Origin of the sequence: Streptomyces hiroshimensis (assembly GCF_014650335.1) — a bacterium.
GTDB lineage: Bacteria > Actinomycetota > Actinomycetes > Streptomycetales > Streptomycetaceae > Streptomyces > Streptomyces hiroshimensis.
In genome coordinates this window covers 392,797-412,151 of sequence record NZ_BMUT01000007.1, presented here as the reverse complement: position 1 = coordinate 412,151, position 19,355 = coordinate 392,797, and the positions used below count along the sequence as shown (strand labels likewise).

General features: G+C 75.0%; 7 protein-coding genes. All 7 read left to right on the top strand.

Annotated elements, in window-relative coordinates:
• On the top strand, positions 1-249 hold a 249-nt coding region (locus IE241_RS18635; protein WP_190022886.1), incomplete at its 5' end, for a bifunctional ornithine acetyltransferase/N-acetylglutamate synthase.
• Positions 246-1,196 (top strand): acetylglutamate kinase, encoded by a 951-nt coding sequence (gene argB / locus IE241_RS18630; protein ID WP_190022885.1) that lies wholly within the window; start codon positions 246-248, stop codon positions 1,194-1,196. The genes IE241_RS18635 and argB, both read left to right, overlap by 4 nt.
• Entirely contained in the window at positions 1,193-2,431 is a 1,239-nt protein-coding gene (locus tag IE241_RS18625) for an acetylornithine transaminase (protein WP_190022884.1), read from the top strand. The genes argB and IE241_RS18625 overlap by 4 nt, the downstream gene beginning before the upstream one ends.
• Positions 2,432-2,613: 182 nt before the next feature.
• Complete coding sequence (locus tag IE241_RS18620; RefSeq protein WP_190022883.1) at positions 2,614-4,041, top strand: lysine N(6)-hydroxylase/L-ornithine N(5)-oxygenase family protein; 1,428 nt, start codon at positions 2,614-2,616, stop codon at positions 4,039-4,041.
• A 636-nt stretch (positions 4,042-4,677) separates the two neighbouring features.
• Positions 4,678-4,932 carry a phosphopantetheine-binding protein gene (locus IE241_RS18615; protein WP_190022882.1) on the top strand — a complete coding sequence of 85 codons (255 nt, stop codon included), beginning with the start codon at positions 4,678-4,680 and terminating at the stop codon, positions 4,930-4,932.
• A 41-nt stretch (positions 4,933-4,973) separates the two neighbouring features.
• Entirely contained in the window at positions 4,974-5,954 is a 981-nt protein-coding gene (locus IE241_RS18610; RefSeq protein WP_190022881.1) for an ABC transporter substrate-binding protein, read from the top strand.
• Positions 5,955-6,031: 77 nt separating this feature from the next.
• The gene (locus IE241_RS34640) at positions 6,032-19,294 is read left to right on the top strand and encodes a non-ribosomal peptide synthetase (protein ID WP_190022880.1); all 13,263 of its coding nucleotides are present in this window, start codon (positions 6,032-6,034) and stop codon (positions 19,292-19,294) included.
• The last annotated feature ends 61 nt before the right edge of the window (positions 19,295-19,355 follow it).

Below are 19,355 nucleotides of genomic sequence, written 5' to 3'. Positions count from 1 at the left end.
TGGGGCCGCGTGCTCTCCGCCATCGGTACGACCTCCGCCGCCTTCGACCCCGACAAGCTCAACGTTGCCATCAACGGCATCTGGGTCTGTCGGAGCGGCTCCGTCGGCGAAGACCGGGAAAAGGTCGACATGAGCCTCCGCGAGGTGCGTATCACCGCCGATCTGGCCGAGGGCGCCGAGTCCGCCGTCATCTGGGCCAACGACCTCACCGCCGACTACGTCCACGAGAACAGCGCGTACTCCTCATGAGCAACGAAGCCCGTACCGTAACGAACAGCAAAGCCCGTACCGTCATCGAAGCACTGCCCTGGCTCCGGCGCTTCCACGGCAAGACCGTCGTCATCAAGTTCGGCGGCAACGCCATGGTGGACGAGGAGCTGAAGGCCGCCTTCGCGCAGGACGTCGTCTCGCTGCGCTACGCCGGGCTGCGCCCGGTCGTCGTGCACGGCGGCGGCCCGCAGATCAGTGCGCAGCTGGATCGGCTGGGCCTGGAGTCGGAGTTCAAGGCCGGCCTGCGTGTGACCACCCCGGAGGCCATGGAGGTCGTCCGCATGGTGCTCGCCGGGCAGGTGCAGCGCGAACTCGTCGGCCTGATCAATCGTCACGGCCCCTTCGCCGTCGGTCTCACGGGCGAGGACGCCCACACCATGACCGCCGTCAGGCGCTACGCCGACATCGACGGCGAACGCGTCGACATCGGGCTCGTCGGCGACATCGTGGCGGTGGATCCGGAGACCCTGGAGGCGCTGCTCACCTGTGGCCGCATCCCCGTCGTCTCGCCCGTCGCGCGGGGCGCGGACGGCGAGGTCTACAACATCAACGCCGACCTGGCCGCGGCCGCTCTCGCGGAGGCCCTGGGCGCCGAGAAGCTGATCGTCCTCACCGACGTCGAGGGCCTCTACGAGGATTGGCCGCACAGCGACGAGGTCATCAGCCGGCTCACGGCGAGCGAGCTGGAGGCCCTGCTGCCCGGAATGGCCGGCGGGATGGTGCCGAAGATGGAGGGGTGCCTGCGGGCGGTGCGCGCCGGGGTGGGAACGGCGCACGTCCTGGACGGGCGGGTCCCGCACTCGCTGCTGCTGGAGGTCTTCACGGGCGAGGGTGCGGGTACGGCCGTCGTCCCCGATCCACCGCCGCCCACGGCATCCGTCGCCGTCGGGCCTGCCGGTGCCGTCCGGGAGAGGGTGCCGGCATGAACGCGCGACGGGCTCAGAGACCGGCCCCCGGCCGGAGCGGAGCCGCCCTGGCGGACCGGTGGAAGGGCGCGCTGATGGACACGTACGGCACGCCCCCGCTGGCGCTGGTACGCGGCCGTGGCGTGACCGTCGAGGACGCAGACGGTCGGACGTACCTCGACTTCATCGGCGGCATTGCCGTCAACGCACTGGGCCACGGGCATCCGGCGGTGGTGGAGGCGGTCGGCCGGCAGCTCGCCCTCCTCGGCCACGTCTCCAACCTGTACGTGGCCGAGCCGCCCGTACGGCTGGCCGAGCGGCTGCTGGAACTGGCCGGGCGCGAGGGGCGGGTGTTCTTCTCCAACTCGGGTGCGGAGGCCGTCGAGACCGCATTCAAGATCGCGCGGCGGACGGGGCGCACCCACATGGTCTCCGCCGTCGGCGGCTTCCACGGCCGCACGATGGGGGCCCTGGCGCTCACCGGCCAGCCCGCCAAGCAGGAACCCTTCCTGCCACTGCCCGGCGAGGTGAGTCACGTCCCCTACGGGGACGTGGCGGCGCTGCGGGCCGCGGTGAGCGAGCGGACGGCGGCGGTGGTCCTGGAACCCGTACAAGGGGAGAACGGCGTCGTGCCGGCGCCACCCGGGTATCTGCGGGCCGCCCGGGAGATCACCGAGGCCGCCGGGGCGCTGCTGGTGCTGGACGAGATCCAGACGGGCATGGGACGCACCGGGCACTGGTTCGCCCACCGGGCCGCGGAGGCGGAACCGGACGGAGAGCCGAGCGTGGAACCGGACGTGGAACCGGACATCGTGACCCTCGCGAAGGGGCTGGGCGGCGGGCTGCCGATCGGGGCCACCCTCGCCTTCGGGCGGGCCGCCGATCTGCTGACGCCCGGTCAGCACGGTTCCACGTTCGGCGGCAATCCGGTGACGTGTGCGGCTGCGCTCGCCGTGATCGCCACCATCGAGGCCGACGGTCTGCTGGACCGCGTCCGGCGCACGGGCGAACGGCTGCGGGCCGGCATCGAGGCGACGGGGCATCCGCTGCTGCGCGAGGTGCGGGGAGCGGGTCTGCTCCTGGGCGTGGTCCTAGCCGAGCCGGTGGCGGCGCACGCTCAACTCGCCGCTCAGGAGGCCGGGTTCCTGGTGAACGCGCCGACCCCGGACGTCCTTCGGCTCGCTCCTCCGCTCATCCTCACCGAGGAGCAGGCGGACGCCTTCGCGGACGCGCTGCCGGGGATTCTGGGCGCCTGACGCCCTGGACTTGACGCCCTGGACTTGACGCCCCGGACTTGACACCCCACCTGGCTGGAAAGTTAGGTTAGGCTAACCTAAGCATCAAGTTCTTGGGTTGCCCCCACCACGCCCCTGACCTGCGCAGCAGACAGGCGACGGCCCGGCCTTGTGGGAACGAGCAACACAACGAAAGGATGAGCATGTCGGTACGGCGCGGGGAGACCGCACACACGGGGTGCGGCCCCATCGAGGACCTGGTCGGCATAGGCTTCGGCCCCGCCAATCTGGCCCTCGCCATCGCGATCGACGAGCACAACCGCCGTAACCCCGGCAGCGCGATCCACGCAGGCTTCCTGGAGCGCCAGGAGCGCTTCGGCTGGCACCAGGGCATGCTCATCGAGGGCGCCACCATGCAGGTGTCCTTCCTCAAGGACCTCGTGACCATGCGGGACCCCGGCAGCCGCTTCTCCTTCCTGCACTACCTGCAGGAGCGCGGCCGGCTCGCCGACTTCATCAACCAGAAGACGTTCTTCCCCACCCGCGTCGAGTTCCACGACTACTTCGCGTGGTGCGCCGGCGAGTTCGTCTCCGCCGTCGACTACGGCCGGGCCGCGGTCGCCCTGCGGCCCGTACGCGACGACGGCGTCACCGAGTACGTGGACTACGTGGACGTCGTCTCCCGCAGCGTGCAGGACCCGGCCGACGAGAGTGTCCGCCGCGCCCGCAACATCGTCCTCGGCACCGGCCTCACCCCGCGCGTCCCCGAAGGCGTCTCCCTCGGCCCGCATGTCTGGCACAACCGCGACCTGCTCTTCCACGCCGCGGAGCTCGCCGAGCGGCCGCACCGCCGCTTCGTCGTCGTCGGCGCCGGCCAGTCCGCCGCCGAGAGCGCCGAATACCTGCACCGCACCTTCCCCGACGCCGAGGTCTGCGCCGTCTTCTCGCGCTACGGCTACAGCCCCGCCGACGACAGCCCCTTCGCCAACCGCATCTTCGACCCCGCCGCCGTCGACCACTTCTACGACGCCCCCGAGGACGTCAAGCAGGCGCTGCTGGACTACCACGGCAACACCAACTACTCCGTCGTCGACGGCGAGCTCATCGAACAGCTCTACCGCACCGCGTACCAGGAGAAGGTCCAGGGGCGGGAGCGGCTGCGCATCCTCAACACCAGCCGGCTGACCGCCGTCGAGGACGTCCGCGGCGGCGGAGCGCGCGCCGTGATCCGCTCGCTCGCGTCCGGCGAGGACTTCACCCTCGACTGCGACGCCGTCGTCCTCGCCACGGGCTACCGGCCCGCCGACCCGCGTCAGCTCCTCGGCGAGCTCGCCGAGGAATGCCTCACCGACGAGCAGGGTCGGCTCCGCATCGACCGAGACCACCGCGTGATGACCACCGGCCGGATCCGCGCCGGCATCTACCTCCAGGGCGGCGGCACCGAGCACACGCACGGCATCACGTCGACCCTGCTGTCCACGCTCGCGGTGCGCTCCGGGGAGATCTGCGAGTCACTGTTGCGCGGTGTCCTGGCGGGTGCCGTCGCGGGCGCCGGTGCCGGTGTCCTGGCGGACGGGGGTGACCGGGTGGCCGGGGCGCCCGCCGACGAACTGGCGGTCCGAGTCGGCTGAGCCTCGGGGTCGGTGCGGCCCGTAGGGCGGTGCGGCCCGGCACGTCGGGGCCGTCCCCCATCCGGCCCCGCCGGTCCGGACCGCGACCGTCGCCCCCGGGCGACCCGGCCGAGGCGTCCGCCTCTGCCGCGACGGCGATCAGCCCGCGCGGCGCGGACCGGCGGCGCCGGACCGGCCGGTGTCGGTCGGGCACCGCCGGGATCCGCCGTCGTGGTCGCGCGCCGCTGCAGCGGAGGGGAATGCCGGGGCGGCTTCGAATCACCGGCCGCCCGTCGGCCGCCCGCCGACGCTCGGGGCCGGACCGAGACCCCGGGCGCCGACCGAAGCCGCGGCCACGACCGCTCCGCTCCACCCCTGCCGAACCTTGTCCGGTCCCTGTCCGGGCCCACCAGACCTTGCCGAACCAGCTCGCCCCGCCTCGTCCGCCGCCCCCCGGCCTCGCCGAACTCATCCGCCCAGCCCCGTCCGACCGCCCTGGCCCTGCCGATCCCGTCCGCTCCGCCCGTCCGCGCTGCCCCGGCCTCGCCGAACCGGCTCGCGCCGCCAGACCGCCTCTCTCGCCCGCACCCCCTCCGCGGAAGTCACCCGTCCGCTCCGCCGCCGTCCCTCTTGCCTGCCTCTCCCGAAGGGATCCCCATGCTCTCCTCGTCCCTCTCCCTCGACTCCGTCCGTCTCGACGTCGCCGCCGTCCTCGGCGAGGAGGCCGCCGACGTTCCCGTCGACGAGAACCTGCAGGACCTCGGCCTCGACTCCATCCGCGTCATGACTCTCGTCGAGCGGTGGCGCGCCCGCGGCCACGCCGTCGAGTTCGCCGAACTGATCGAGGCCACCCCCACCGTCCGCGGCTGGTACGGGCACCTTTCCGCATCCGCATCCGCATCCGCCTCCTGACCCCCGCCCGCCCCTCACCCCCGCATCGCCCTAGGAGAACCATGAACCCCCGTGCCGCCCGCGGCCGTACCGCCGTTGCCCTCGCCGGCGCCGCCGCCCTGCTGACCCTGACCGCGTGCGGCGGCAACAGCTCAAGCGCCTCCGAGGCCGGGAGCGGCGGCAAGGGAGACAAGGGCCGGGCGATCGAGGCGACCAACGGCAAGGTCACCGTGCCCGCCGCGCCCAAGCGGGTCGTCAGCATCTCCTACGCCACCGGCGCCCTGCTGGACCTCGGCGTCGAGCCCGTCGGCACCAGCGCCATCGACGAGAACAACCCCGTGGAACTGCTGCCTTCGCAGACCGAGCGGGCCAAGAAGATCACCTCGATCGGCTCGGGCATCGAGACGAACATCGAGAAGGTCGCCTCGCTCAAGCCCGACCTGATCGTCGTCGAGGGCGCCACCGCCTTCGACTGGAACGTCAAGAAGCTCGAAGGCATCGCGCCCACGCTCTACTTCGGCATCAAGACGCCCGTCGACCTGCTCAACGCGCAGGAGAAGATCGCGCAGGCCGTCGGCAAGGAGGACGTCTTCACCAAGCTGAAGACGGACTACCGCCAGAAGGCCGAGAAGATCAAGAACACCTACGGGGACAAGCTCAAGTCCGTGAACTGGGCCATCGCCTCCTCCTACGGCAACGGTGAGTTCATCGTCGACACCCGTACGTCGTGGGTGGGCCGCGTCCTCGCCGACGTGGGTGCCAAGTTCGCCAAGGCGGCCGACGACGGCAAGGAGCACGAGGTCACCTACTCCCAGGAGAAGATCGAGGTCCTGTCGGACGCCGACGTGATCCTCGTACCGCGCGCGGCCGCCACCGGCGAGGTGTCCAAGGAGGTCAAGGAGCTCCAGGACAAGCCCTCCTGGAAGCTGCTGAAGGCCTCGAAGGACAACCGCGTCCTGCCGGTCACCTACGCCACCGCCGACCGCTACGGGACCTCGATCGACGTCCTCGACCAGATCGAGAAGGTCCTTAAGGGCCTCTGACCGCCTCGGATCCCCCGCCTCACTCCCGTACCACCACCCCCAACCTCCCCGTACCACGAACGACCCGGAAGGCCGGCATGTCAGAGGTGACCAGCGACGCAGGACGGATCCTGGAGCTCACGCGAGCCCAGGAGGGAGTGCTGGCGGCGCAGCGGATCGACCCCGACAACCCCAGCTACAACGTCGGCCAGTACGTGGAACTCCGGGGCGCGGTCGACACCGCCGCCCTGGAGGAGGCCCTCCGCCGCACCCTCGCCGAGGCCGACGGCCTGCACGTCCGGCTCGCCGAGCGCGACGGCCGCACCGTCGCGCTCCCGGTCCCCTTCGACGCCGCCGGCTGGCACCTGCCGCGCCTCGACACCACCGGCGCGGCCTCCCCGGTCGACGCCGCCGTGGAGCTCGTCCGCGACCAGCTCGCCTGCCCGCCGCGCCTGGAGCCCGCAGACGGCTCCGGTGCGGCACCGGTTCTGACCGGCTCCCTGCTGGTGACCGTCGCCCCCGACCACCACCTGTGGTTCCAGTACTTCCACCACCTCGTCGTCGACGGCTACAGCGTCGCCCTCTTCACCCGGCGCGTCGCCGCCGTCTACACCGCCCTCGTCCGCGGCAAGGAGGTGCCCGCCTCCCCGTTCGAGCCCGTGGCCCGGCTGGCCGAGGCCGACGCCGCCTACCTCGCCTCCGGCAAGCCGGACGACGACCGCGCCTACTGGACCGCCCGGCACGCCGGCCGGCCCCGCGTCACCGGCCTGACCGAGCAGACCGCGCAGGCCTCCCGGACGTCCCTGCGGCACCGCACCAGCCTCGGGGCCGAGCGCTCCGCCGCCGTCCTGGACTGCGCGGCCGCCGTCCGCGGCACCTGGGCGGAGGCCGCCACCGCCGCCGTCGCCGCCTACCTGCACCGGATGACCGGCACCACCGACGCCGTCCTCGGCATGCACTTCATGGCCCGCAGCGGGCCCGGCACCATGCGGGTGCCCGGCATGGCCGTCAACGTGCTGCCCGTCCGCCTCGCCGTCGAGGGCACCGACACCCTCCCGGACCTGATCCGGCGCGCCGCGGGCGAGCTCAAGGACGCCCGCCGCCACCAGCACTACCGCGGCGAGGACATCCGGCGCGACCTCGGCCTCGTCGGCAGCGACGACCGCCTCCACGGGCCGATGCTCAACCTCAAGCCCTTCGACCTCGACCTGGACTTCGCCGGCATCCCCGGACACACCGTCAACCTCGCCTCCGGGCCCGTCGAAGACCTGTCGGTGTCGGTCAGCAAGAGCCCCGACGACGTCCTCCACCTGGAGTTCGACGCCAACCCCGCGCTCTACGACGCCGCCTCCCTCGCCGCGCACGCCGAGCGCTGCACCGACCTCATGGGACGCCTCGCCGCGGACCCCGCTCTCATCCTCGACGGGGCCCGGCTCCTCGCCGACGGCGAGTACGAGAACGTCCTGCACACCTGGAACGCCACCGGCCACGCCGTCCCTCCGGCCACCCTCCCGGGGCTCATCGCCGAGCGGGCCGCGGCCGCGCCCGATGCGACAGCCGTCGTCTTCGAGGACGCGCACCTCACCTACCGCGAACTCGACGCGCGGGCCGGCGCGCTGGCCCGTACGCTCACCGCCGCCGGCGCGGGCCGCGCCACGGTCGTCGCCGTCGCCGTGCCGCGCTCGGCCGAGCTGATGGTCGCCCTCCTCGGCGTCCTGAAGTCCGGCGCGGCCTATCTGCCGCTGGACACCGACTACCCCGCCGAGCGGCTCGCCTCCATGGTCGAGGACGCGGCCCCGGTCCGCGTCGTCACCGTCCCCGCCGTCCTCGACCGCCTCCCGCAGGCCGCCCGCGAGGCCGCGCTGCTGCTGGACGACGCAGCCGACGCCGCCTCAGACGCAGCCGACATCGCCCCCGACGCAGCCGACGTCGCCCCCGGCACGGATGTCAGTGCCCCCGGCACGGACGTCAGCGCCCCCACCCCGGACGACGCCGCCTACGTCATCTACACCTCCGGCTCCACCGGCCGCCCCAAGGGCGTCGTCGTCACCCACCGCGCCATCGTCAACCGGCTCGCCTGGATGCAGCACGCCTACCGGCTGGGCCCGGACGACCGCGTCCTGCAGAAGACCCCCGCCAGTTTCGACGTCTCGGTCTGGGAGTTCTTCTGGGCCCTGTGCGAGGGCGCCACCGTCGTCCTCGCCCGCCCCGAAGGCCACAAGGACCCCGCCTACCTGGCCCGTCTCATCGCCGACCGGCGCATCACCACCCTGCACTTCGTCCCGTCCATGCTCCGCGCCTTCCTGGAGGAGCCCGCCGCGGCCGCGGCCTGCGGGGGACTGCGGCGGGTCTTCTGCTCCGGCGAGGCCCTGCCCGGCGACGTCGTCGACCGCTGGTACGCCGCGCTGCCCGACGTGCCCCTGCACAACCTCTACGGGCCCACCGAGGCCGCCGTCGACGTCACCTACCACCGCACCGAGGCCGGTTCCGGCGTCGTGCCCATCGGCCGGCCGGTGTGGAACACGCGCCTGTACGTCCTGGACGCGGCCCTGCGGCCCGTGCCGGTCGGCGTCCCGGGCGAGCTGTACCTGGCGGGCGACCAGCTCGCCCGCGGCTACCTCGGCCGCCCCGGACTGACCTCCTCCCGCTTCGTCGCCGACCCCCACGGCGGCGACGGCGACCGCATGTACCGCACCGGCGACCTCGTCCGGTGGGCCCCCGGCGGTGTCGTCGAATACCTCGGCCGCACCGACGACCAGGTCAAGGTCCGCGGCTTCCGCATCGAACTCGGCGAGATCGAGGCCGCCCTGGAGGCGCTCCCCGGCGTCGCCCAGGCCGCCGTCACCGCCCGCGAGCTCACGCCCGGCGGCGCGCGCCGCCTCGTCGGCCACGCCGTCCCGGCCGCCGGCGCCGCGCTCGACCCCGAGGCCCTGCGCACCCGCCTGGCCGCCACCCTGCCCGAGCACATGGTGCCGCCCGTGGTGGTGCTCCTGGACGCGCTGCCCCTGAGCCTCAACGGCAAGCTCGACCGCAAGGCCCTGCCGGAGCCCGCCCCCGCCGCAGCCACGGCATCGCGCCCGCCGCGCACCGAGGCCGAGCGGGTGCTCGCCGCACTCGTCGCCGAGATCCTCGGCCTGGACGCCGTCGGCGCCGACGACAACTTCTTCTCCCTCGGCGGCGACAGCATCTCCGCCATCCAGCTGGGCAGCCGCGCCCGCCAGGCCGGCTGGGGCATCACGCCCCGCGTGGTCTTCGAACGCAAGACGGTCGCCGCGGTGGCGGCCGTCGCCGAGCGGCTCGACGGCGCCGCCGCCCCCGCCGACCTCCGCGAGGACGCGACCGGCCCGATGCCGGCGACCCCCATCACGGAGTGGCTGCGCGAACGCGGCGGACCCGTCCGCCGCTTCGCCCAGACGACGGTCGTCACCGTCCCGGCCGGCCTCGACCCCGAGCGCCTCACGGGAGCGCTCGCGGCTCTGACAGAGCGACATGACGCCCTGCGGCTCCGGCTGGTGCCGGGCGGCGCCGGGGGCGCCGACGGAACGGGCGAGGCCCGGGACGGCCTTCGCCCCACCTCGTCGGCCTTCGCCGACGGAGAGGGAACGCCGGCTGCGGGGAACCGGGACTCCGGTGGTTACGGCGGGATCGACGGCGGTCCCTCGGCCGGCGCCGAGGGAACCGGCGGGGGCGGCGACGCCCGCGGCTCCGGCTCGCCGGTCGCCGACGGCGGGGCCGGGTCCGCCACCGACGCCTTCGGCAGCGCCTCCCGCGGCCGCGTCGCGGGCTCTTCGGAGCCTGCCTCCGCGGGTGACGGCGTCGCACGCAACAACCTGACCTCCGCGCCGTCCGCTGCCGCGGGTGACGTTGCCGCAGACGGCGACCCGGCCTCGATGCCGGGTGACTCCCGCGGTCACTCCCACAGCCACTCCGCCGCCGGGCCGCGGCCCGCCGCCCCGGCGCAGCCGAGCGCCGCCCGTGTGCTCGACGGCCTCGACTCCGGTGGCTACGGCGGCACAGCCGACACCCCCGGCCCCGGGGACTGGACCACCGAGATCCTCCCCCTCGCCGCCGCCCCCGGCGTCGTCCTCCGCCGCGCCGACCTCACCGGTACGCCCGCCGGCGGGCTCGACGACGCCCTGCGCCGCGAGCGTGACGCCGCCGCCGAACGGCTCGACCCCGTCGCCGGCATCGTCCTCGCCGCCACCTGGTGCGACCTGGGCCCGGACACCCCCGGGCGGCTCGTGCTCGCCGTGCACCACCTCGCCGTCGACGGCGTCTCCTGGCGCATCCTGCTGCCCGACCTGCGCGACGCCTGCGAAGGGCGCGAACTCGCCCCCGCGAGCACCCCGCTGCGCCGCTGGGCCCACGGCCTCAACGCCGCCGCCACCGGCGACGCCGTCCGCGCCCAGCTGCCGCTCTGGCAGGAGATCCTCGCCCCGGGCGCCGGGCCCCTGCTCGGGAAGCGGGCCGTCGACCCGGCCCGGGACACCGTCGGCACCAGCCGCACCCTCCGTCTGACCCTGCCCGCCGAGCGCACCGCCCCGCTCCTCGACCGGGTGCCCGCCACCCGGCGCGCAGGCGTCGACCACGTGCTCCTCACCGGGCTGGCCCTCGCGTTCGCGGACCGGCAGCGCGACCTGCTCATCCGCATGGAGGGCCACGGCCGCCAGGACCACCTCGTGCCCGGCGCGGACACCGCCCGTACCGTCGGCTGGCTCACCAGCGAGTTCCCCGTACGCCTCGGCCTCGACGGCATCGACCTCGCCGACGCAGCCGCCGGCGGCGAGGCCGCAGGACGGGCGCTCGCCCTCGTCAAGGAGCAGCTGCGCGCACTGCCCGACGACGGCGCCGGCTACGGCCTGCTGCGCTACCTCGACCCCGCCGCACGCACCACGCTCGCCACCGCCCCCGCCCCGCAGCTGCTCTTCAACTACCTCGGCCGGTTCACCGCCGACGACAGCCTGTGGGGCACCTCCGGCGACGCCTTCGCCGCGAGCGCCGACCCCGGCCTGCCCGCCCTCCACGCCCTGGAGATCGGCGCGTTCGTCCACGACCGGCCCGCGGGCCCCGAGCTCACCGCCGTCCTGACCTGGCCGGAGGGCGTCCTGACGGAGGACGCCGTGTGCGAGGTCGCCGATCGCTGGTTCCGCGCCCTCGACGCCCTGACCGCCTACGCCGCACGCCCCGGAGCCGGCGGGCTCACCCCCTCCGACGTGCCGCTCGCCGGCATCGGCCAGGACGCCCTCGACCGCGTCCTGGCCGCCCGCCCCGGCACCGAGGACGTCCTGCCGCTCTCCCCGCTCCAGGACGGGCTCCTCTTCCACTCCCTCTACGAGACCGCCGCCGACGACCTGTACACCTCGGTCACCGGCCTGGACCTCACCGGCCCGCTGGACGAAGCCGCCCTGCGCCGCGCCGTCGACGCCGTCGTGGACCGCCACCCGGCCCTGCGCGCGGGCTTCGACCACACCAGCGCCGACCGCCCGCTGCAGACCGTCTCCGGGCAGGTCACCGTCCCGTGGACCGTGCACGACTTGACGGAGCACGACCTGACCGGGCACGACCTCACCGCCGCCCCGGCCGGCGCCCTCGACGCCGCCGTGGACGCGATCGAGACCGCCGAGGCCACCGCGCCCTTCGATCTCACCCGGCCGCCCCTGCTGCGCTGCGCCCTGCTCCGTATCGGCGACGAGCGTCACCGTCTCGTCCTGACCCGCCACCACATCGTGATGGACGGCTGGTCCACGCCCGTCATGCTGCGCGAGATCATCGGCGCCTACGCGGTCGGCGGCGACGCCTCCGCCCTGCCGCCCGCCGCCTCCTCGTACGCCGACCACCTGGCCTGGCTGGCCCGCCAGGACGACACGGCACACGCCGCCGCCTGGGCCGAGGCTCTGGACGGCCTGACGGCGCCCACCCTGCTCGCCGAGACCCTGGCCGCCGAGACCGCCGAGACCGCCGAGACCGCCGAGACCGCCGAGACCGCCGAGACCGCCGAGTCCTCCGAGTCCTCCGAGTCCTCCGAGTCCTCCGAGTCCTCCGAGACCACCGCGGGCAGCGGCACGCGCGCCGGGGAAGTAGACCTGCCGCTGCCCGCGGAGACCGCCGGCGCCCTGACCGCGCTCGCCCGCAGCCACGGCCTGACCCTCAACACCCTCGTACAGGGCGCCTGGGCGGTCCTGCTCAGCCGCCTCACCGGCCGCACGGACGTCGTCTTCGGCGCGACCGTCTCCGGCCGCCCCGCCGACGTGCCCGGCGTCGAGTCGATCGTCGGCCTGTTCAGCAACACCGTCCCCGTCCGCTTCACCCTGGACGAGGACGAGACCGTCGCCGCCGCGCTCGCCCGCCTCCAGGAACAGCAGTCGCGGCTGCTCGACCACCAGTACGCGGGCCTCGCCGGCATCCAGGCCCGGGCCGGGCTCGGCACGCTCTTCGACACCCTGCTCGTCTTCGAGAACTACCCCGTCGACCCCGACGAGCTCACCGCCGCCGACCCCGCGGGCCGCCCGGGCCGCCTGCGCGTCACCGGCATCGGCAACCGCGGCGCCACCCACTACCCGCTGACCGTCCTCACCCTCCCCGGCGACGCGCCGCGCATCACCGTCGAGTACCGCCCGGACGTCTTCACCGCCGACCGGGCCGCCGACCTCGGACAGCGTCTGCTGCGCCTGCTCGCCGCCATGGCGGACCGCCCCGCGGCCACCGTCGGCTCCCTCGACGTCCTCGCCCCGGCCGAGCGGCACACCCTCCTGCACACCTGGAATGCCACCGGGCGCGACGTCCCCGACGGAACCGTCGTCGACGCCTTCGAGGCCCAGGCGGCCGCGACCCCCGGCGCGACCGCCGTCGTCTGTGGTGACACGCGCTGGAGCTACGCCGAACTCGACGCCCGCGCCGACGCCTTCGCTCACCGCCTCACCGCCCTCGGCGCCGGCCCGGACACGGTCGTGGCCCTGGCCCTGCCCCGCTCGGCGGACCTCGTCGCCGCCGTCCTCGGCACGCTCAAGTCCGGCGCCGCCTACCTGCCCGTCGACCTCGACCACCCGGCCGAGCGCGTCGCCCTGATGCTGGAGGACGCCGCACCCCTCGCCGTCCTGACGACCCGTCCGACCGCAGGGCGCCTGCCCGTCCTGACCGGAGACGGTTTCACGACGCTGTACGCGGAGGACGCCGCAGACGACGCCGCAGACGGCACCGCGGACGTCACGCCGCAGCGGCCCGCTCCCGGCGACCTCGCCTACGTCATCCACACCTCCGGCTCCACCGGCCGCCCCAAGGGCGTCCAGGTGCCGCACCGCGGCCTGGTCAACATGCTCGACCACCACCGCTCCACCGTCTTCGCCCGCGCCGTCGAGGCCGCCGGAGGCCGCCGCCTGCGCGCCGCGCACACGGCCTCGTTCTCCTTCGACTCCTCCTGGGAGCAGCTGCTCTGGCTCATCTGCGGCCATGAACTCCACGTTTACGACGAGGAGCTGCGCCGCGACCCGCAGGCGCTGGCCGCCCGGCTGCGCGCCGACCGCATCGACACCCTCGACGTGACCCCGTCCTTCGGCCGGCAGCTCGTCGAGTGGGGCCTGCTCGACGGCGACGGCGAAGGCGAAGGCGAAGAGGAGAGCGCCGGCGACGGTCACCGCCCCGTCCTCTTCCTCCTCGGCGGCGAAGCCGTCGACGACGCCCTGTGGACCCGCATCCGCGAGACGGAGGGCGTCATCGGCCACAACTTCTACGGCCCCACCGAATACACCGTCGACACCCTCGGCGCCGCCCTGGACGACAGCCCCACCCCGTTCGTGGGCCGCCCCATCGCCAACACCCGCGTCTACGTCCTCGACGCCCGCCTGCGGCCCGTCCCGGCCGGGGTCCCCGGCGAGCTGTACATCGCCGGCCCCGGCCTGGCCCGCGGCTACGGCAACCGCCCGGTACTGACCGCCGCCCGCTTCGTCGCCGACCCGTTCACCGGCGGCGGCGAGCGCATGTACCGCACCGGCGACGTCGTCCGGTGGCGCGCGGACGGCACCCTGGACTACCTCGGCCGCGACGACGACCAGGTCAAGATCCGCGGCTTCCGCGTCGAGACCGGCGAGATCGAAGCCGCCCTGAACGACCTGGAGACCGTCGCCCAGGCCGCCGTCCTCGCCCGGGCGACCGACAGCGGCGTCAAGCGCCTCGTCGCCTACGTCGCCCCCGCGCCCGGAGCCTGCGCCGACCCCGCCGCCCTGCGGACCGCGCTCGCCGCGCGCCTGCCCGAGTACATGGTCCCCTCGGCCGTCGTCGTCCTCGACGCGCTGCCCCTCAACGTCAACGGCAAGCTCGACCGCCGGGCCCTGCCCGAGCCCGGTGCCGCCGACTTCGCCGCCGCCGGCACCGGCGGGCGCGCCCCGCGCGACGAGCGCGAGGCCCTGGTGTGCGGCGCGTTCGCGAGCGTCCTCGGCCTGCCCTCCGTCGGCGCCGACGACGACTTCTTCGCCCTCGGCGGCCACTCCCTGCTCGCCACCCGCCTCGTCGGCCGCCTCCGTACCGCCCTGCAGCGAAACACCACCGTCCGCGACCTGTTCGAGGCCCGGACCCCGGCGGCCCTCACCCGCCGCCTCGACGCCACCGGCGCCGACCGCCCCGGCCCCGCCGCCCGGCCCCGCCCGCAGGAGGTGCCGCTGTCGCCCGCCCAGGCCCGCCTGTGGTTCCTCCACCAGCTCCAGGGCCCGAGCACCGCCTACACCATCCCCTGCGCGCTGCGCATCGACGGCGCACTCGACACCGAAGCGCTGCGCACCGCTTTCGCCGACGTCGTCGCCCGCCACGAGGCGCTGCGCACGGCCTTCCCCGCGACCGACGGCCGCCCCCGTCAGAAGGTGCTGACGCCCGAGGAGGCCGACATCCCCTTCGAGGTGCGCGAAGTGGCCCCGGAGCGGCTGGAGGAGGCCGTCGCCGCGGCCGGCGCCCGCGCCTTCGACCTCGCCGCCGCACCGCCGGTCCACGCCACCCTGCTGACCGCGGGCGCCTCCACCCACGTCCTGTGCGTGGCCCTGCACCACATCGTCGGCGACGAGTGGTCCGAAGGAGTGCTGCTGCGCGACCTCGACACCGCCTACGCGGCCCGCCGCCGGGGAACCGCCCCCGTCCGGCCGCCGCTGCCGGTGCAGTTCGCCGACCACACCCTCTGGCAGCAGGACCTGCTGGACGACCCCGCGGGCGCCGAGCGCCTCACCGCGTACTGGACCGAGCGCCTCGCCGGGATCCCGCAGGAGCTGGCCCTGCCCACCGACCGCCCCCGCCCCGCCGAGCCGAGCGGCCGCGGCGGCGCCGTCCGGCTGCGCCTGCCCGACGCCCTGCACGAGGCGCTGCGCGGCTACGCGCACCGCACCGGCGTCACCCCCTTCATGGTCACCCAGGCGGCCGGAGCGCTGCTGCTGGGCGCCCTGGCCGGCAGCACCGACGTCCCCCTCGGCACCCCGGTCGCCGGACGCGCCGACGAGGCCGTGGAGAACGTCGTCGGCTTCTTCGTCAACACCCTGGTCATGCGCCACGACCTGAGCGCTCCCGAGGGAGCCGCGGCGCTCACGTTCGACCAGCTGGTGGAGCGGGCCCGGGAGACCGTGCTCGGCGCGCTCGCCCACCAGGACCTGCCGTTCGACCGCCTGGTCGAGATCGTGAGCCCCGAGCGCTCGCTGGGCCGCCACCCGCTGTTCCAGGTGATGGTCCAGCACCGCAAGGAGGCCGCGGGCCTGGACGCCCTGCTCGGCGCCCGCACCGAACTGCTGCCCGACCCGCTGCACGCCGCCCGCTTCGACCTCGCGTTCACCTTCGTCGAGTCCGCCGACGGCGCGCACACCGACCTCACCGTCATCCACGCCGCCGACCTGTACGACCGCGCCACCGCCGAGCTGCTCGCCGACCGGCTGCTGCACGTACTGGACCAGGCTCTCGCCGCGCCCGGCCGGACCGTGGACCGCGTCGAGGTGATGAGCCCGGGCGAGAGCCGGGCCCTGGCGGGGGAGTGGAACGCCACCGGGCGGCGGGTGCCGGCCGGCACCCTCGTCACCCGGTTCGCCGAGCACCTGGCCGCCACGCCCGACGCCACCGCCGTCGTCTACGCCGACCGCACCCTGACCTACCGTCAGCTCGATGAGCAGGCGGGCGCGCTGGCCGCCGAGCTGACCGCGGCCGGCGCCGGGCCCGACCGCATCGTCGCCGTGGCCGTCCCGCGCTCCGCCGAGCTGATGGTCGCCCTCCTCGGCGTCCTGAAGTCGGGTGCCGCCTATCTGCCGCTGGACCTGGACTACCCCGCCGAGCGCCTGACCATGATGGCCGAGGACGCCGCGCCGGTGTGCGTGGTCACCGTCGAAGGCGAGCGCGGACGGCTCCCGCACCTGGAGGGCGTGCCCGTCGTCCTCGCGGACCGGCTCCGTACGGCTCCGGACTCCCTTCCTGCCTCCGTGGCGGGGCCGCAGCACGCCGCCTACGTCATCTACACCTCCGGCTCCACCGGCCGCCCCAAGGGCGTCGTCGTCACCCACCACGCCGTCGTCAACCGCCTGGACTGGATGCGGGAGACCTACGGCATCCGCCCCGGGGACCGGATCCTGCAGAAGACCCCGGCCAGCTTCGACGTCTCCGTCTGGGAGTTCTTCCTGCCGCTGGTCAGCGGCGCGGCCGTCGTCCTCGCCCGGCCCGGCGGGCACCGCGAACCCGACCACCTCGCGGAGGTCGCGGCACGCACCGCCGTCACCACGGCGCACTTCGTCCCGTCCATGCTCACCGCGTTCACCGCGGCCGCGGAGCAGGACGAGGCGATCCGGACGGGCTTCTCCGGCGTCCGCCGCGTCTTCTGCTCCGGAGAGGCCCTGCCCGCCGCCGCCGTCGACCGCTTCGCCGCCCTGTGGCCGCACATCGAACTGCACAACCTGTACGGGCCCACCGAGGCGGCCGTGGACGTCACCCACCACCGGGCCGAGCCCGGCGCCGGCGTCGTCCCCATCGGCCGTCCCGTGTGGAACACCCGCCTGCACGTCCTGGACGCGGCCCTGCGCCCCGTACCCGTGGGCGTTCCCGGTGAGCTCTACCTCGCCGGGGACCAGCTGGCCCGCGGCTACCTCGGCCGCCCCGGACTGACCTCCTCCCGCTTCGTCGCCGACCCCTACGGCAGCGGCGAGCGCATGTACCGCACGGGCGACCTCGTCCGCCGCCGCGCCGACGGCGCCGTCGAGTACCTCGGCCGCACCGACGACCAGGTCAAGGTCCGCGGCTTCCGCATCGAACTCGGCGAGATCGAGGCCGCCCTGAGCGCCCTGCCCGCCGTCGCCCAGGCCGCTGTCACCGCCCGCCCCCTGGCACCCGGCGGCGCCCCGCAGCTCGTCGCGTACGCCGTCCCCGCGCCGGGCGCGGACCCCGATCCGCAGCAGCTGCGCGACGCCCTCGCCGAGCGGCTGCCCGAGCACATGGTGCCCACCTCCGTCACCCTGCTGGACGCGCTGCCGCTGAGCGTCAACGGCAAGCTCGACCGCAAGGCCCTGCCCGAGCCCGCCCGCGCCACCGCACGCCCGGCCGCCCCCGCGCAGCACAGCGGCAGCCCGGCCGCCGCCATGGCCGAGGTGTTCGCCGGCATCCTGGGCCTGCCCGAGGTCGGCGAGGACGACAACTTCTTCGCCCTGGGCGGCGACAGCATCGTCTCCATCCAGCTCGTCAGCGCCGCCCGCAAGGCCGGCTTCACCGTCGCCGCCAAGGACGTCTTCCAGCACCCCACCCCGGCCGCCCTGGCCGCCGCGGGCCGCCGCGAGGACCAGGAACCGGCCACCGGCGCCCCGGCCGCGCCCGCCGCCGACGAGAACGGCGAACTCCCGCCCCTGCCCGTCGTGCACTGGCTGCGCGAACGCGGCGGCCCGGTCGACCGGTTCAACCAGTCCGTCCTCCTCACCGTCCCCGCCGGGCTGCAGACCGGACCGCTCCGCGAGGCGCTCGCCGACCTCGCCCGCAACCACCCCGCCCTGCGCCTGCGCCTGGACCGCACCGGCGGCCTGTGGACCCAGGAGATCCTGCCCGCCGCCGACGCCCCCGCCGTCACCGACCCGGCGACCCTGCGCCGCGCCGACATCACCGGCCTGGACACCACCGCCCTGCACGACCTGCTCACCAAGGAGGCCGACGCCTCCGCCGCCGCACTCGACCCCGGCACCGGCACCGTCCTGCGCGCCCTGTGGTGCGACGCGGGCTCCGCAGCGGACGGACGGCTGCTCCTGACCGTCCACCACCTGGCCGTCGACGGCGTCTCCTGGCGCATCCTCATCCCCGAGCTCGCCGACGCCTACGCCGCACGCTCCGCGGGCCGCGCACCCGCCCTCGAACCCGAGGCGACCGGGCCGCGCGCCTGGGCCGCGCAGCTCCTGCAGCACGCCCACACCCGTACCCGCACGGCCGAAGCCGCCTACTGGCGTACTGCCCTGGCCGGTCCGCAGGCCCCGCTCTCCCGCACCGCCGCCGACCCCCTCCGCGACACCACCGCCACCCTGCGCACCCTGCGCAGGACCCTGCCCGCCGACCGCACCAGGCCGCTGCTGACCGCCGTCCCGCAAGCCTTCTCGGCCGGAGTGGACGACGTGCTCCTCGCCGCCCTCGCCCTGGCCGCCGCCGACCGGCGCCGCACCGGCAACCCCGCCCTGCCCGCCGCGTACACCGGCGCCCTGCAGATCGACCTGGAGGGCCACGGGCGTGGCGGCAGCGACACCGCGGGCCTCACCCCGGACCTGTCGCGCACCGTCGGCTGGTTCACCACCGTCCACCCCGTCCGCCTGGACGTGAGTGCTGTGGACCTCTCCGACGCCCTGGCCGGCGGCCGGCACGCCGGGGCCGCCCTCAAGCAGGTCAAGGAACAGCTGCGGGCGGTCCCCGACCGGGGCCTCGGCCACGGCCTCCTGCGCCACCTCAACGCCCAGACCGCGCCCGCCCTGGCCGCCCTCCCCGGCTCGCAGCTGCTCTTCAACTACCGCGGCCGCACCGACCACCAGGCCGGCGCCAAGAGTGCCCGCCACTGGGCCTTCGCCCCGGACGCGGAGCGGGCCGCCGTCGCCGAGGGAGCCGCCCCCGACGCCGCCATGCCCGCCCCCTATCCGCTGGAGATCGACGCCGCCGTCGTCTCCGGCCCGGACGGCCGTCCCGAGCTGGCCGTCGAATGGAGCTGGCCGGGCGCCCTGTTCACCGAGGAGCAGGTCGCCGCCCTCGCCACGCGCTGGTTCGACGCCCTCGACGCCCTCGCCCGGCACGCCGAAGACCCCGGCGCGGGCGGCATCACGCCCTCCGACGTCCGCCTGGTCTCCCTGGACCAGGCCCGCATCGACCGCCTGGAATCCCGTCTGCGCAGGCGCCGATGAACGGCCCCCGCACCCCCGAACCGACACCGACCCCTGCCGACTCCCCGACCGAGAGCGCCGC